The sequence below is a fragment of the Amycolatopsis sp. 2-15 genome (assembly GCF_030285625.1).
GTDB classification, from domain to species: Bacteria; Actinomycetota; Actinomycetes; order Mycobacteriales; family Pseudonocardiaceae; genus Amycolatopsis; species Amycolatopsis carbonis.
Map to the genome: position 1 here is coordinate 3,831,518 of NZ_CP127294.1, position 14,575 is coordinate 3,846,092.

Sequence of the window (14,575 nt, forward strand, 5' to 3'; positions counted from 1 at the left end):
CACCTCCGACTCAGCCAGGGCCAGCGCCACCCGGCAGTGCCGGCCTGGCGATGCTTCAACTCCTTCGGATCGGGGTATGAGGACGCTGGATCATGCCGAAGTTCGGAGAAGGAGCACTGACCGCTGGTGGATTGTCCCGTGCGCTCGAACCGGACGCGGCGATGACGGCGCTGCCGCTGACCGGCGCCGGCGGCGAGCTGCACCAGGTGCGGTGCTGGGCGCGCGAGCACCTGCTCGACGTCGATGCCGACGTGCTGATCGACGTCGTCCAGGTCGTCGACGAGCTGGCCACCAACGCGCTCTCCCACGGCGGCCCGCCGCAGTGCGTGCGGCTGCTGCGGTTGCCCGGTCGGGTCCGCGTCGAGGTCGACGACAGCACCCCGGTCCGTGCGGCGCCGCGGCCGCCGGACAACAAGGGTGGCCGCGGCCTGCACCTCATCGCCGCCCTGTGTGTCGCGTGGGGCCAGCAGGTCACGGCGACCGGGAAGACCGTGTGGGCCGAGCTCGTGGAGTCGGGCAACAGCACCGGTTCGTGAGGGTGACCGGCCGCTCCCGGAAGTGGTGTGGTCCCACCATCTTGTGGTGGAATTTTCCCGTGAGTTCTGATCTGGAGCCGGTGGAGCAGGCTGCCAAGGTGGAGCAGCTGGCGGCGGCGCTCGCGACGCGCCCGGTGATCGAGCAGGCCAAGGGCATGCTCATGTTGGTGCGAAGTTTGACCGACGACGAGGCCTTCGAGGCCCTGCGTGAGGTCTCGCAGCACACGAACGTGAAACTGCATGACGTCGCCACGGTCGTCGTAGCGAGCGGAACGGGCGCGCAGCCCGAGTTGCCGGCCGAGACGGCCGACGCCGTGCTCGCCGAACTGCGGGCGGGCGTCCTCGGCAGCGACTTCGGCGCCGAGAGCTGAGTCTCGAACGGAACGACCCGCTCACGCCATGACTGCAGTGGCTTGAAGGCTCAAGTCATGCTCGCTAGCGGGAGCGCGTGTACGCCGCCAAGACGCCAGTCACTTCGCGTGGCCGCGCCGAGCAGCCGGAAGGTGCTGTCCTCAGGCGTGGACTTCGGCGAGCTCGCGCCACTGGAGACGCTGCTGATGGCCGACACCACGAGTCGCGAGCGCGAAGGTCCCGCTCAAAACCACTGACCACCGCATCTCCGAGATCGCCGCGACGGTGGGGTTCGGCTCCGCGGTAACCCTGCGCCGCCACTTCGAACGCCAGGTCGGCACCACCGCGGGCAGCTACCGGGCCACCTTCCGCGCCGCGCTCGCCGCGGCCTGACCGGCGGCTAAGATACGACTGGGATTTCTTCCGACCTCACGGAGGACCGATGGCGAGCGAGCGCTTCGGTGCGAAAGATCGCGCGCTCGCGTATGTCAAGGAGCAGGTGCTGTCCGGCGGGTTCCCGGGCGGCGAGCTGATCAGCGAGGGCGAGGTCGCCGAGGCGCTGGGCATGTCCCGGACGCCGGTGCGCGAGGCGTTCCTGCGGCTGGAAGGCGAAGGGCTGCTGCGGCTGTACCCGCAGCGTGGCGCGCTCGTCGTGCCGGTGTCGCCAGACGAGGTCCGCGCGGTGCTGGAGGCGCGGCTCGTGCTGGAGCAGTTCGCGGCCGGCAAGGTCGCGGCCGCGGGGCCGGAGGTGCGCGAAGCCGTCTTCGCGGGCATGGAAGAACAGCGGGCCAAGCAGCAGGCGGCGGCCGGGCTCGGCGAGTTCCTGGAGGCCGATCGCGCGTTCCACACCGTGCTGGTCGACGCGGCCGCGAACCCGATCCTCGGCTCGGTGTACGGCTCGCTGCGCGATCGGCAGATGCGGATGGTCGGCGAGTCCACCGTGAGCGGCCGCAGTGGTACACGGAATCGCCTCGACGTGATCCTCGAGGAGCACCAGGAAATCGCGGAAGCCGTGCGCGCGGGGGACGGCGAACGCGCGTACGAGGCGGTCCGGGCGCATTTGTCCAGCACCCGCCGCGCGCTGGGCGTGACCGAGGACGCGGGGCTGTAACAGCCCGGCCATTGTTCAACCGGGGCTCAACTGTTCCGGAGTTATCGTGGCTGAATGGCAGGTGACGCGGATCTCGCCCGGATCGGATTCCTTCTCTCCGACCGAAATCGCGCCGCGATGCTGTTGCTGCTCCTCGACGGACGGCCGCAGCCGGTCTCGGCGTTGATGGCGGAGGTCGGCATCTCGGCGTCGCTGGCGAGCACCCATCTGCGCAAGCTGAAGGACGGCGGCCTGGTCGTCGTCGAGGTGTCCGGCCGCCAGCGGCTGTACCGGCTCGCGGGCCCCGTCGCCGACGCGATCGAGGGCCTGTTGCTGCTCGCGCCGCCCGGGCCGGCGAAGTCGTTGCGGCAGGCGACGCGCGGGCGCAAGCTGCGCGAGGCCAGGGTTTGTTACGACCACCTCGCGGGCAGCGTCGGCGTCGCCATCAACGACGCGTTCCTGGCGAAGGGGTTCCTCGTCGAGGACCACGATTGCTACGGCGTTTCGGCCACGGGACGCGCCGAGCTGGCGGCGCACGGGATCGACGTCGACAGGTTGCGCGGGCGCGCCCGGCCGTTGGCCCGCCCGTGCATGGACTGGAGCGAACGCCGTAACCACCTCGCGGGCAGCCTCGGCGCCGCGGTGAAGAGCCGGCTGCTCGAACTGGGCTGGATCGACCTCCTGGAGGCGAGCCGGGACGTCGATCTCACCGAGGCCGGGCGGCGCGAGCTGCGCGAGTGGCTGGGCGTCGAGCAGGCGTAAGTGTTGCTGTTCAACGGAGAACGGAGCGAGATGTTCGATGTCAGCGAGGTGACGGTGATCGCCGTCGACGTCTTCGGGACCACTGTGGACTGGCGTAGCGGCGTGATCGACGGCGTGGCCGCGATCGCCGGACACCACGAGACCGAGTTCGACTGCCCCGCGCTCGTGGACGCGTGGCGCGAGCGTTACCTGCCCGCGGTCGGGCAGATCAACCGCGGCGAGCGCGCCTGGGCGAACCTCGACGCCGTGCACCGCGAGGCGCTCGACGAGTGCCTGGAGGTGTTCGGCGTCGCCGGGAAGTTCGGCGCCGAGGCGCGCGAGCGCATGGTCAGGGCCTGGTACGCGCTGCCGCCGTGGCCGGACGCCGCCGCGGGCCTGGCCGAGCTGCGCCGCGACTTCGTGGTGGTCGCGCTGTCCAACGGCGGGTTCGCCCAGCTGACCCACGTGGTGAAGGGTGCCGGCCTCGGGTTCGACGCGATCCTGTCGGCCGAGAACGTGGGCGCGTACAAGCCGGATCGCCGCGCGTACGTCAATGCGGCGAAGCTGCTCGACGCCGAGCCTCGCACCATCCTGATGGTCGCCGCCCACACTTGGGACATCCACGGCGCCCGCGACGCGGGGTTCCGCACGACCTTCGTCGAACGACCGGGGGAAAAGGGCCCCGACCGGCCCGCCGACGCCGCCGAGACCACGGACTGCGACCTCAGCGCGGTGAGCTTCGCGGACCTCGCCGGCCAGCTGCGCGGGGCTAGGAAGGGTGTCGACGCAGGTCATTGAATTTCACCATGCGGAAAATCAATTACACTTGGTGGAAATTTCTGGTCTTCAGCCCTTGTGGCTCGGTAGGCTGAGAGTTAGCGTTGGACGGGCTACGACTTGTATCTCAGTCATGTTCCAGACCGCCTCCGTGAACCGGGGAGCGCTGGACGAGCTGGTGGAGGTGACGACGATGCCGCAGCGGTTGCACGCCGAGTTCGTCGAAGCCGTGGGGGCTGACGCGGTGGCGTCCGACCCGGTCGCCTTGCGGTCCTACGAATGCGACGGGCTGACCGGCTTCCGTGTCGTCCCGTCGCTGGTGCTCGTGCCGCGCACGGCGGAGGCGGTCGCCGCGGCCGTGCGGGTTTGCGCGAAGCACGACGTGCCGTTCGTCGCTCGCGGTGCCGGCAGTGGGCTGTCCGGCGGTGCGCTGCCCGTGGCCGACGGGGTGGTGATCTCGTTGCAGCGGCTGCGGTCCGTCGTCGAGATCGACGTGGTGAACCGGCGCGCGATCGTCGAGCCCGGAGTGACCAATGTGGACATCAGCCGGGCGGCGGCGCCGTACGGGCTGTACTTCGCGCCGGACCCGTCGTCGCAGCAGGTGTGCACGATCGGGGGCAACGTCGCGGAGAACTCCGGCGGCGCGCACTGCCTCAAATACGGCTTCACCGTCCACCACATCCACTCGGCCGAGGTCGTGCTGCCCGACGGCTCGACCACGGTCCTCGGCGGCGACAGCCCGCAGCTGGGCGGGTACGACCTGCTCGGCGCGTTCATCGGCTCCGAAGGCACGCTCGGCATCGCCACGCGCATCACCGTGAAACTGCTGGCCAAGCCGGCCGCGGTCAAGACACTCGTGGCCGACTTCCCGTCCGTCGAGCAAGCGGGCGACACGGTGAGCGCCGTGATCGAGGCCGGCATCGTGCCCGCGGCGGTGGAGATGATGAACGCGCTGGCCATCAAGGCTGTCGAAGCGGCGGTCGACGCCGGCTACTCGCGCGACGCGGCCGCGGCGCTCGTGGTGGAGCTCGACGGGCCGCAGGCCGAGGTCGACGCGCAGTTCGCGCAGGTGAAGCGGCTGTGCGAGGAGTTCGGGGCGACGAAGCTGCGCATTCCGGCGAGCGCCGAGGAACGGGCGCTGGTGTGGAAGGGCCGCAAGGCCGCGTTCGCCGCGGTCGGGCGGATCAGCCCGAATTACTTCGTGCAGGACGGGGTTGTCCCGCGTACGCAGCTGGCGACGGCGCTGACTCGGATCTCCGAACTGGCCGCCGGGGCCGGGCTGCGCGTGGCGAACGTGTTCCACGCGGGGGACGGGAATCTGCATCCGCTGGTGCTCTACAGCGAGGCCGCCGGCGAGCACGAGCGGGCGGAGACGCTCTCACGGGCCATCGCCGAGCTGTGCGTGGACCTGGGTGGCTCGTTGTCCGGGGAGCACGGGATCGGCACGGACAAGGTGTGTTCGATGCCGCGGCAGTTCAGTGAGGACGACCTGGCCACGATGGCGCGGTTGCGGCTCGCGTACGACCCCGCGGGGATCTGCAACCCGGGCAAGCTGCTGCCGACGCCGCGGCTGTGCGGGGAACGGCCGGGCGTCTACCAGCCACATCCCCTCGAAGCCGCCGGCCTGATCGAGCGGATGTGAAGGGCGTGGCTCAGGAAATCTCGTTCACTCCGTCCACTGTGGAGCAAGTGCGCGCCGCGGTGGCGGACACGCGGGCGAGCCACCCTCGGCTGCTCGTGACCGGTGCGGGGACGGCCTCCGGGTGGGGCGCGCCGGCCGAGCCGGCCGACGCGGTCATCGACACGACGTCGTTGACCGGGGTGCTGAAATACGCGCCTTCGGATCTGACGATCGCGGTTCGGGCGGGTACGCCGTTCACGACCGTTCAGGAGACGCTCGCGGAGGCGGGTCAGCGCGTGGTGCTCGACCCGGCTCGCGCCCGGCGGGGCGCCACGATCGGCGGGTTGCTGGCCACGGCCGACGCCGGGCCCTTGCGCACGGCGTTCGGCAGCCTGCGCGACCTGGTCATCGGGACGACGGTCGTGCTCGGTGACGGCACGGTCGCGCGGTCCGGTGGACACGTGATCAAGAACGTCGCCGGCTACGACCTGGCGAAGCTGTTCCACGGTTCCCTCGGGACGCTCGGGGTCGTCGCCGAAGTGGTTCTGCGGTCACACCCGCTTCCGCCCGCGATGTGCACGGTGGCGGTCGAGGCGGGTGCGGTCGAGGCGTTCGACCTGGCCGGCAAGGTCGTCATGACGGGGTTGGAGGCGTCGGCCCTCGAATGGTCCGGTGGACGGCTGCTGGTGAAGCTCGAAGGGACACCGGAGGGTGTCGAGCAGCGCGAACGTGAGCTGTGCCGGCTTGCGGGCGCCACGGCCCGGGTACTCACGGCCGAGGAGGCGGACGCGGCCTGGGCGGGTGTTGCCGCGATCGCGGATGGTGTTCAAGGGACAACAGTTGTGCGAATCGGGACAATGCCTGCCGCCGGCCCGGTTCTGGTGACGCGGATGGTGGCCGCGGGAGCCGCGGTGGCCAGTTCGATGGCGATCGGCGTCCACACCGTGCGGTTCGCCGGCGGCGACCACGACGAACTCCTCACGCAGTTGCACGCGGAGTTCGGCGCGGCCGTGACCGTGCTGCGCCGCGACGGTCTCTCCGCCGACCGCGGATGGGGCCCGCCACCGGCGCCGGTGCGTGTGCTGCAGGCGATCAAGCGGCAGTTCGACCCGGCCGGACGGTTCGGTGCCGGCCGGTTCTCACCCTGGCTCGAAGACGAGGAGCGTGCGTCATGACCTCGACCCTCGGCAGCTCCTTCGACGAGCACCACCCGCCGAAGCGCGAGCTGCTCGACGACTGCGTCCACTGTGGATTCTGCCTCCCGACCTGCCCGACGTACGTCGTCACCGGCCAGGAGATGGAATCCCCACGCGGGCGTATCTACCTGATGGACCTGGCCGCCCGGGGCGAGATCGGCGTGGACGAGACGTTCGGCCACCACATGGACACCTGCCTCGGCTGCCTGGCGTGCACCACCGCGTGTCCCTCCGGTGTGCAGTACGACAAGCTCATCGAGTCGGTCCGGCCGCAGGTCGAGCGCCATGTGCCACGCGGCTTCTTCGACAAGGTCTTTCGCGCGTTCGTCTTCTCGCTGTTCCCGTATCCGCGCCGGCTGCGGCTCGCGGCGTTCGGCGGCCTGCTCTACACCCGGCTGGGCCTGCGCGCGCTCGTCCACCGGCTGGGCATCGTGAAGCTGCTGCCGCCCCGCCTCAGGGCGCTGGAAGCGTTGCTGCCGCCGGTGACGCTGCGGGCGTTGCTGACGAAGACGCCGGAACGGACCCTCAAGTCGGCCGGCCAAGCGCGGCTGCGCGTGGGGCTGCTCGCCGGCTGCGCGAACCGCGTGTTCTTCGGTGGCGTCAACGCCGCCACCATCCGGGTGCTCGCCGCCGAGGGCTGCGACGTCTACGTTCCGCAGGACAACCAGTGCTGCGGTGCGCTGTCCGTCCACGCGGGACAGGAGGAAGACGGCCTCACCCGGGCGAAGGGTACCATCGAGATGTTCGAGCGTTACGACCTCGACGTCGTCGTCGCCAATGTGGCCGGTTGTGGCTCCACGCTCAAGGAGTACGGCGACCTTCTCGCGGACGTTCCCGAATACGCCGAGCGGGCGCGGACCTTCGCCGCGCGAGTGCGGGACGTCAACGAGCTGATCGCGGACCTCCCCGCCCGCGCCACCCGGCACCCGATGAAGACCAAGGTCGCGTACCACGACGCCTGCCACCTGGCCAACGCCCAGGGAATTCGCCGGCAACCGCGCGAACTGCTGGGCAGTATCCCGGAGCTGTCCGTGCACGACATCGCCGAGGCGGAGCTGTGCTGCGGATCGGCCGGGATCTACAACCTGGTAGAGCCCGAGACGGCCGAAGAACTCGGCCGCCGCAAAGCGAAGCACCTCGCGGACGTCGAACCCGACGTTGTGGCCACCGCGAACGCCGGTGGCCTGCTGCAGATCCGCCGATTCCTCGACCAGGGGATCCCGGTCGTACACCCGCTCCAGCTGCTCGACGCGTCCATTCGCAACGTCGATCCACTCGATACGCGTTCCTGAGGGTCATTTCACCGCACCATTTCTCCACCGCCGGCTTTCCGGTGTTGGTTCAGCGCGCCGATTTCACAGGAGATTTCACATGAGCACGGTGGGTTTCATCGGCCTGGGCACCATGGGCCTGCCGATGGCCGAGAACCTGGTCAAGGCCGGGTACGACGTCGTCGGCTACAACCGCAGCGCGAAGCGGGTCGACGCGCTGGTCGCCGCGCGCGGGCGGGGCGCCTCGAGCATCGCCGAAGCGGTCAAGGACTCGGACGTCGTGATCACGGTGGTGCCGGACTCGCCGGACGTCGAGGCTGTCGTGATGGGCGAAGGCGGCATTTTCGAGAACTCACACCCCGGTCAGCTGGTCATCGACATGAGCACCATCGAGCCGGCCACGGCCCGCGCGGTCGCCGAAGCCGGTGCGAAAGCCGGCGTCCGCGTGCTCGACGCGCCCGTGTCCGGTGGGGAAGCCGGTGCCGTCGAGGGCGTGCTGTCCATCATGGTCGGTGGCGCCGCCGCGGACTTCGCCGCCGCCAAGCCGGTGCTCGAGGCCGTCGGGCGCACCATCGTGCACGTCGGTCCGCACGGTGCGGGCCAGACCGTCAAAGCCGCCAACCAGCTCATGGTCGCCGGACACCTGCAGCTGCTCGCCGAGGCGCTCGTGCTCGCCGAAGCGTCCGATGTGGACCCGGTGGTCGCCGTGGAGGTGCTCGGCGGCGGGCTGGCCGGCAGCACCGTCCTCGACCGCAAGTCGGAGAACATGCTCAAGCGCGATTTCACCGCCGGTTTCCGCCTCTCCTTGCACCACAAGGACATGGGCATCGTCACCGCGGCCGCACGGGAAGCCGGGGTGGCGATCCCGCTCGGCAGTGCGGTCGCCCAGTTGATCGCCTCCCTCGTCGCTCGCGGCGACGGCGGGCTCGACCATTCCGGTCTGTTCAAGCTCACCGAAGAGCTCGCCGGCCGGTCCCAGTAGGACAGTCACTTGTCAGGAGTGGACTCATGCCCAGAATGACCGCAGCCGACGCCGCCGTCGCAGTGCTGCGCCGCGAAGGTGTCACAAATGCCTTCGGGTTGCCCGGCGCCGCCATCAACCCCTTCTACGCCGCGTTGCGCCGAGACGGAAACGTCGCGCACACGCTGGCCCGCCACGTCGAAGGTGCCTCGCACATGGCCGAGGGCTACACCCGGACCCAGCCGGGGAACATCGGCGTGTGCATCGGCACCTCGGGCCCGGCGGGCACCGACATGATCACCGGTCTGTACTCCGCCAGCGCGGACTCGATCCCGATCCTCTGCATCACCGGCCAGGCGCCGGTGGCCAAGCTGCACAAGGAAGACTTCCAGGCTGTCGACATCGCGGCCATCGCGGCCCCGGTCACCAAGTGGGCCGTGACGGTGATGGAGCCCGCGCAGGTGCCGGGCACGTTCCAGAAGGCGTTCTGGCTCATGCGCACCGGCCGGCCCGGCCCGGTGCTGATCGACCTGCCGATCGACGTGCAGCTGGCCGAGATCGACTTCGACATCGACTCCTACGAACCCCTGCCCGTCGCGAAACCGGCGGCGACGCGCGCCCAGGTCGACCGGGCGCTGGATCTGGTGGGCGCGGCCCAGCGACCGGTGATCGTGGCCGGCGGCGGGATCATCAACGCCGACGGGGCCGACCTGCTGGTCGAGTTCGCCGAGCTGACCGGCATCCCGGTGATCCCCACGCTCATGGGCTGGGGCACCATCCCCGACGACCACCCGCTGATGGCCGGCATGGCGGGCATCCAGACGAGCCACCGCGGCGCCAACGCGACCATGCTCGAAGCCGACTGCGTGCTGGGCATCGGCAACCGCTGGGCCAACCGGCACACGGGTGATCTCGACGTCTACCGCGGCGAGCGCACGTTCGTCCACGTCGACATCGAGCCGACGCAGATCGGCCGTGTGTTCGCGCCGCACTACGGGATCGTGTCCGACGCGAAAGCCGCGCTGGAGCAGTTCGTCGCGGCGGCCCGGGAGCGACGCGATGCCGGTACGCTGCCGGATCGCGCGACGTGGGCAGCGGATTGCGCGCGCCGCAAGTCCACGATGGAACGCAAGACGCACTTCGACGAGGTGCCGATCAAACCGCAGCGCGTCTACGAAGAGATGAACCAGGTGTTCGGAAAGGACACCCGCTACGTCTCGGCCATCGGGCTTTCGCAGATCGCCGCGGCGCAGTTCCTGCACGTGTACCGGCCGCGGCACTGGATCAACTGTGGACAGGCCGGGCCACTCGGGTGGACGGTCCCGGCCGCGCTGGGCGTGGCCACCGCGGACCCGGACGCCGAGGTCGTGGCGATCAGCGGGGACTACGACTTCCAGTTCATGATCGAGGAGCTGGCCGCCGGCGCGCAGTTCAACCGCCCGTACGTCCACGTGCTGGTCAACAACTCCTACCTCGGCCTGATCCGGCAGGCGCAGCGGGCCTTCGACATGGACTACTGCGTGCAGCTGGGGTTCGAGAACGTCAACTCGCCCGAGACGGCCGGCTACGGCGTGGACCACGTGAAGGTGGCCGAGGGCTTGGGCTGCAAGGCCATTCGCGTGCGCCGGCCCGAGGATCTGCGGGCGGGGCTGGAGAAGGGGCGGCAGCTGGCGGCCGAGTACCGCGTGCCGGTGATCGTCGAGGTGATCCTGGAACGCGTCACGAACATCTCGATGGGTGCGGACCTCGCTGGCGTGAACGAGTTCGAGCCGCTGGCCGAACGCCCGGAGGACGCGCCGACCGCGCTCACGCACTGACGCGTCCGAAGTGGAGGGTTCCGTGCCGTAAGGAATCGGAAACTACTGCCACGCCTTCGTCGGCGATTAGCCTGGTTTCGGTCAGCCCGGCCAAGACGAAGGAAACATTCATGGTGAAACGCGTGATAGCCGGTGGTCTCGCGGCCGTGGTCGCGGTCGGGCTCGCAGCTTGTTCTTCGGACGAGCCCGCCGCGCCCGCGGCCCCGGGGCCCCGCGCGGTGTACGTGACCAATTGGGCGTCCGACACCGTCGCCGAGTTCGGGCTCGATGAAGACGGTGCGCTGAAGACACCGGCGATTTCGCTGCCGGTGGGGAAAGGTGACACCCACCCGCAGGCGTCTGTCCGTTCGCGCGACGGGAAATGGCTCTACGTCGGCAACTGGGGCACGCGGGACGTCACTCCATTCCGGATCGAAGTCGACGGGCGCTTGACCGCCTTCCCCTCCGCGCACGGTCCGGCACCGGAACCCGTGACCCCGTCCGGCATCGCGCTGAGCCCGGACGGCAAGAACCTCTACACGGCCAACTTCAGCAACGGCGGCGACGGAACCGTTTCGCACTACCGCGTTTCGGCCGACGGCCTGCCCCACGGCGTCGCGACGATCCCCGCCCACGGCCGCGGCACGACGGCTTTGGCGGTCTCGCCCGACGGCCGCACGCTCGTCACGGCCAACAGCGCTTCAGGTGACATCTCGACGTTCACCATCGCCGGTGACGGCAGCCTCACCTGGGTGACGACCGTCGCCACGGGCAAGGGGGCGTTCTTCGCCGCCATCACCCCGGACAGCTCGCACGTCCTCGTCACGAATTCCCTGGCCGACAGCATCAGCTTCCTCCACTTGGGCGCGAATTCCCGGCCCACGCTGGTCAGCACCGTGCCCAACCCGGCCCACGAGCCCCGCGGCATCGTCCTCACCGCTCAAGGCGACCGCGCCTACATCGCCAACTTCGCGAACGGCACCGGGCCCGGGCACATCACCACGTTCACGGTGACGGCCACCGGCATCAGCCCGGCAGGCCCGGCGGTGGCGACCGGCGGCAACGGAGCCGAGGGCATCGCACTGTCCCACGACGGCCGCAGCCTCTACAACGCGAACTTCAACACCAACGGCGACGGAAGTGTCACGAGTTATCCGCTGGCCGCCGACGGTTCGGTGGGCACCCCGCGGCCGCCGGTACTCACGGGTGGCCGTCAGCCGGACCTGACGAGCATCACCCTACCGGAGAGCTGACCGGGCCGCCCTCGTTCGTGGCCACGACGGCTTTCCCCCTATCGGTGAGGAATTCGAAAGATCTCAGGTGAGCATGTGCATCCCGCCGAAGAACGCGACGGCGAGGACACCCACGGCGAACCCGACGAACAGCGCCGCGCCGAGCCCCGGCCGCAGCCGCGTGCCCGCGTAGGCCAGGCCCAGCGCGAGGATCAGCCACGAGCCGATGAGGGCGACGCCGCTCATCATGGACTCGGCGAAGATGGCGGCGACTCGCGCGCCGGCCGCTACGAACAGGGCGAACCCCGCCGCTGCGGCCGGGATGACCCACGCTTTGCGGCTCAGGTGCGGTGTGTGGGCGGTTTCCGGTGACCTTTGCATGGCAACGCTCCTTGGCTGGATGACCACTGTTCGTAGTGTGCCTCGCGTCACGGCAAAGATCCCTTACCGTTGGCTAACGCCGCGTCTGCCTAGTGGTGCGGCCCGAACGAGGAAGACTTCGAGGGCTTGCTCCTGGCCATTGAGGACGGTGCCGGTTAGGGGTTCGTAATGACCGGGGTGGCCCTGGGATGGCCCAGGCGCTTGTAGCTTCGGGGACGTGGTGTTCCGACGTGGTGCCCTTGCTGCCGGTGTGTTCCTTCTCGCTGCCTGCGGCGCTGTTGCGGTCACGCCGGCCGCGCCTCCCTTCGTGTTTCCTCAGGCGTCGGCCGGTGTCGCGACGTGGACGCCCTGGCCTTCGGCGTTGCACGACGCCAGGCACTCGGGTGCCTCGGCGGTGTCGGGACCGACGCGCGGCACCATCCGCTGGCAACGGCGCCTCGAAGGCGCCACGACCCCGGGTCCGGTGGTCGGCGCGGACGGCACCGTGTTCATCGCCTCGAACGGCGGCGTGCTCCACGCCCTCGACCCGGCCGACGGGCACGACAAGTGGACCTACGACACGAAGGACCCCGTCGGTGGCGACCTGTCGATCTCACCCCTCGTCCTCCGCGACGGCACCATCCTCCTACCCAGTGGCGAAGACCTGATCGCGTTGTCTCCGTCCGGTCGGCCACTGTGGACGAAAGAGTTCACTTCTCGGGTGACGTCTCCGGTGTCCTTCGACGGGACCCGGGTCTACGTCGGGACCGGCGACGGCACGGTGTCCGCAGTGGACACCGCGTCCGGTCGCCTCGTGTGGACCGTCGACACCGGAACGACCTCCTACGGCTCGGTGGTCACCGACGGCCACGGCCGCGTCTACACCACCGCCGACTCGTCGTTGATCGCCCTCGACGACCAAGGCGGCTCCGCCCGCATCGCCTGGCGCGGCGACCCCCACGACGACATCACCGAGGTCTCCGCGGGCCTCGCTCCGGACGGCACCGTGCTGCTGGGCACCAACGGCCGCGCCGAATGGGCCTACCACCCCGATGGGAAACTCGCCTGGCAGGCGCCGCGCGTGATCACGTACTCCTCGCCCGTGGTCACCGCCACCGGCCTGGCCTACGTCGCCGACCACAGTGGACAGGTCCACGTCTTCGACGTCCACACCGGACACGAGACGACCCACTACGGCCCCATCGGCGCCCAGATCTGGAGCTCCACCATCGTCGACCGCACCTACCACCTCTACTTCGGCGGAGAAAACGGCCACGCTTACGGCTACAACCCCGACGGCACCCGCCTCTTCGACCTCGCCCTCGGCGGCAAGGTGGACAGCTACCCGGCCCTCACCGGCGACGGCGCGTTGGTGATCGGCAGTCGCGACGGCCTGGTCACCGCCATCGACTGACCGAGGCTCGGTTCAGGCCGGGTACCGGAGCTCGATCTCGGCCAGCTTGCGGTCCACGACCTGTTGCGCGGCCGCCCTGGGGGACACCGCGGCGGCCTCGGCCTGGGCGAGCAGGTCGGTGATGATGCGGTCCATGGCTTCGCGGACTTTGGCTTCGGCTTGCTGAGCGTCGGCGTCGATGTCGCCGAAGAGGGTCCACCACCACCAGGCGTTGGTGGCCGAGTTGGCGGCGAAGTCGGGGATCACGGTGACGCCGCGGGCGGCGAGCGCGGCCTCGGCCCCGGCTGTGGTCGGCATGTTGGCCGCTTCGACGACGAGCTGCGCGGTGACGCGGTGCTGGTTCGTCTCGTCGAGGCAGTAGGAAACGGCGGCCGGGACGAGGACGTCGCACTCGACGTCGAGCCAGGAGCCCGGCGGGAGTTCGCGGTCGGCCGGGCGCAGCTGTGTGCGGTCCAGGCCGCCCAGAGGGTCGCGGGTGTGCAGAAGACGTTCGACGTCGAGGCCCTCGGGGTTCGCCACCACGCCGTCGGCGTCGGCGATGCCCACGACGAGGGCGCCGGCCCGGGCCAGGTAGCGCGCGGTTGCGCCGCCCATCGAACCGAAGCCCTGCACGACGGCCCGGCGCGCCGCGGCCGGCAGACCGAGCCGGTCCATGGCCGTGAGCGCGGCTTGTGCCACCCCGAGCCCGCCGACGAGCTCGGGCAACGCGACGCCGTCGACTTCGATCGAAAACGCCTTCGCCAGCCGGGCGCGCGCCTCGTCGGCGTTGTCCAGCAAGGGGTACACCGCCTGCACGGAACTGTCCAAACCGAGCTCCACCACGACCTCGTCGATCGTCTCCTGCCGGACGCCCAGGTCCTCCCCGGTGGTCCAGTGCCGTTCGACGATCGCGCGCACTGCGGCCAGGAACCGGGTGAGCACGCCGCGGGCGGCGGGGTCGTGCGGGCTGCAGTCGAGACCGCCCTTGGCACCGCCGAGCGGGATGTAGCGGGCGCCGGGTTCGTAGTGCAGCGCTTCCTTGCGGGTCATGCCCGCCGCCAGGCCGCGCACTTCGTCCAGCGTGCAGCCTTCGCGCATGCGCAGCCCACCGCTCGCGACGCCGCGGACCAGGCGGTCGACGACCACGAACCCGCGGCGGCCCGTCTCGGCGTCGGTCCAGGTGATCGAGAGGTGTGGCTCCCGCGCTGTCATGTGTGCCCCGATTCGTTCGCTACTGAATCACCATGCAG

The 14,575-nt window shown here is 70.1% G+C and carries 15 protein-coding genes; 13 read left to right on the top strand and 2 right to left on the bottom strand.

From position 1 onward, the window contains the following. Positions 1-92: 92 nt before the first annotated feature. The 12 genes from QRX50_RS18960 to QRX50_RS19010 all read left to right on the top strand — a co-directional run bounded on the left by QRX50_RS18960 (position 93) and on the right by QRX50_RS19010 (position 11,593). Positions 93-536, top strand: a complete 444-nt coding sequence (locus QRX50_RS18960) for an ATP-binding protein (protein ID WP_285973271.1) — start codon at positions 93-95, stop codon at positions 534-536. Positions 537-595: 59 nt separating this feature from the next. After that, the gene (locus QRX50_RS18965) at positions 596-907 is read left to right on the top strand and encodes an ANTAR domain-containing protein (RefSeq protein WP_285973272.1); all 312 of its coding nucleotides are present in this window, start codon (positions 596-598) and stop codon (positions 905-907) included. 253 nt (positions 908-1,160) lie between these two features. Continuing rightward, entirely contained in the window at positions 1,161-1,280 is a 120-nt protein-coding gene (locus QRX50_RS49540) for a hypothetical protein (protein ID WP_353074157.1), read from the top strand. A 49-nt stretch (positions 1,281-1,329) separates the two neighbouring features. Next, positions 1,330-1,998 (top strand): GntR family transcriptional regulator, encoded by a 669-nt coding sequence (locus QRX50_RS18970; RefSeq protein WP_285973273.1) that lies wholly within the window; start codon positions 1,330-1,332, stop codon positions 1,996-1,998. 54 nt (positions 1,999-2,052) lie between these two features. Further along, positions 2,053-2,739, top strand: coding sequence for an ArsR/SmtB family transcription factor (locus QRX50_RS18975; RefSeq protein WP_285973274.1), 687 nt, complete (start codon positions 2,053-2,055; stop codon positions 2,737-2,739). A 30-nt stretch (positions 2,740-2,769) separates the two neighbouring features. Next, entirely contained in the window at positions 2,770-3,516 is a 747-nt protein-coding gene (locus QRX50_RS18980) for a haloacid dehalogenase type II (RefSeq protein ID WP_285973275.1), read from the top strand. A 172-nt stretch (positions 3,517-3,688) separates the two neighbouring features. Further along, positions 3,689-5,137 carry an FAD-linked oxidase C-terminal domain-containing protein gene (locus QRX50_RS18985; RefSeq protein ID WP_285974500.1) on the top strand — a complete coding sequence of 483 codons (1,449 nt, stop codon included), beginning with the start codon at positions 3,689-3,691 and terminating at the stop codon, positions 5,135-5,137. A gap of 5 nt (positions 5,138-5,142) precedes the next feature. Beyond that, positions 5,143-6,291: an FAD-binding oxidoreductase gene (locus tag QRX50_RS18990; RefSeq protein WP_285973276.1), complete on the top strand. Its 1,149-nt coding sequence runs from the start codon at positions 5,143-5,145 to the stop codon at positions 6,289-6,291. Continuing rightward, a complete protein-coding gene (locus QRX50_RS18995; protein WP_285973277.1) occupies positions 6,288-7,604 on the top strand; it encodes a (Fe-S)-binding protein in 1,317 nt (438 codons plus the stop codon). Before QRX50_RS18990 ends, QRX50_RS18995 begins: the two co-directional genes overlap by 4 nt. 79 nt (positions 7,605-7,683) lie before the next feature. Further along, a complete protein-coding gene (locus tag QRX50_RS19000) occupies positions 7,684-8,565 on the top strand; it encodes a 2-hydroxy-3-oxopropionate reductase (protein WP_285973278.1) in 882 nt (293 codons plus the stop codon). Positions 8,566-8,591: 26 nt separating this feature from the next. Further along, positions 8,592-10,361 carry a glyoxylate carboligase gene (gene gcl, locus QRX50_RS19005; protein WP_285973279.1) on the top strand — a complete coding sequence of 590 codons (1,770 nt, stop codon included), beginning with the start codon at positions 8,592-8,594 and terminating at the stop codon, positions 10,359-10,361. A 110-nt stretch (positions 10,362-10,471) separates the two neighbouring features. Further along, the gene (locus QRX50_RS19010; protein ID WP_285973280.1) at positions 10,472-11,593 is read left to right on the top strand and encodes a lactonase family protein; all 1,122 of its coding nucleotides are present in this window, start codon (positions 10,472-10,474) and stop codon (positions 11,591-11,593) included. A gap of 63 nt (positions 11,594-11,656) precedes the next feature. On the opposite strand, the gene QRX50_RS19015 is transcribed toward QRX50_RS19010, so the two are convergent. Then, on the bottom strand, positions 11,657-11,953 hold the full coding sequence (locus tag QRX50_RS19015; RefSeq protein ID WP_285973281.1) for a hypothetical protein: 297 nt from the start codon (positions 11,951-11,953) through the stop codon (positions 11,657-11,659). Between the two features lie 394 nt (positions 11,954-12,347). On the opposite strand from QRX50_RS19015, the gene QRX50_RS19020 reads away from it, so the two are divergent. After that, positions 12,348-13,346, top strand: a complete 999-nt coding sequence (locus QRX50_RS19020; RefSeq protein ID WP_285973282.1) for an outer membrane protein assembly factor BamB family protein — start codon at positions 12,348-12,350, stop codon at positions 13,344-13,346. 12 nt (positions 13,347-13,358) lie between these two features. Here QRX50_RS19020 and QRX50_RS19025 read toward each other — a convergent pair whose 3' ends face one another. Beyond that, entirely contained in the window at positions 13,359-14,537 is a 1,179-nt protein-coding gene (locus QRX50_RS19025) for a Glu/Leu/Phe/Val dehydrogenase dimerization domain-containing protein (RefSeq protein WP_285973283.1), read from the bottom strand. Positions 14,538-14,575 lie beyond the last annotated feature (38 nt).

Coding starts and splice junctions, on each gene's coding strand:
- QRX50_RS19000 (WP_285973278.1), top strand. CDS start 7,684: ATGAGCACGGTGGGTTTCATCGGCCTGGGCACCATGGGCCTGCCGATG.
- QRX50_RS18970 (WP_285973273.1), top strand. CDS start 1,330: ATGGCGAGCGAGCGCTTCGGTGCGAAAGATCGCGCGCTCGCGTATGTC.
- QRX50_RS19015 (WP_285973281.1), bottom strand. CDS start 11,953: ATGCAAAGGTCACCGGAAACCGCCCACACACCGCACCTGAGCCGCAAA.
- QRX50_RS18985 (WP_285974500.1), top strand. CDS start 3,689: ATGCCGCAGCGGTTGCACGCCGAGTTCGTCGAAGCCGTGGGGGCTGAC.
- QRX50_RS18995 (WP_285973277.1), top strand. CDS start 6,288: ATGACCTCGACCCTCGGCAGCTCCTTCGACGAGCACCACCCGCCGAAG.
- gcl (WP_285973279.1), top strand. CDS start 8,592: ATGCCCAGAATGACCGCAGCCGACGCCGCCGTCGCAGTGCTGCGCCGC.
- QRX50_RS18960 (WP_285973271.1), top strand. CDS start 93: ATGCCGAAGTTCGGAGAAGGAGCACTGACCGCTGGTGGATTGTCCCGT.
- QRX50_RS19010 (WP_285973280.1), top strand. CDS start 10,472: ATGGTGAAACGCGTGATAGCCGGTGGTCTCGCGGCCGTGGTCGCGGTC.
- QRX50_RS18975 (WP_285973274.1), top strand. CDS start 2,053: ATGGCAGGTGACGCGGATCTCGCCCGGATCGGATTCCTTCTCTCCGAC.
- QRX50_RS19025 (WP_285973283.1), bottom strand. CDS start 14,537: ATGACAGCGCGGGAGCCACACCTCTCGATCACCTGGACCGACGCCGAG.
- QRX50_RS18980 (WP_285973275.1), top strand. CDS start 2,770: ATGTTCGATGTCAGCGAGGTGACGGTGATCGCCGTCGACGTCTTCGGG.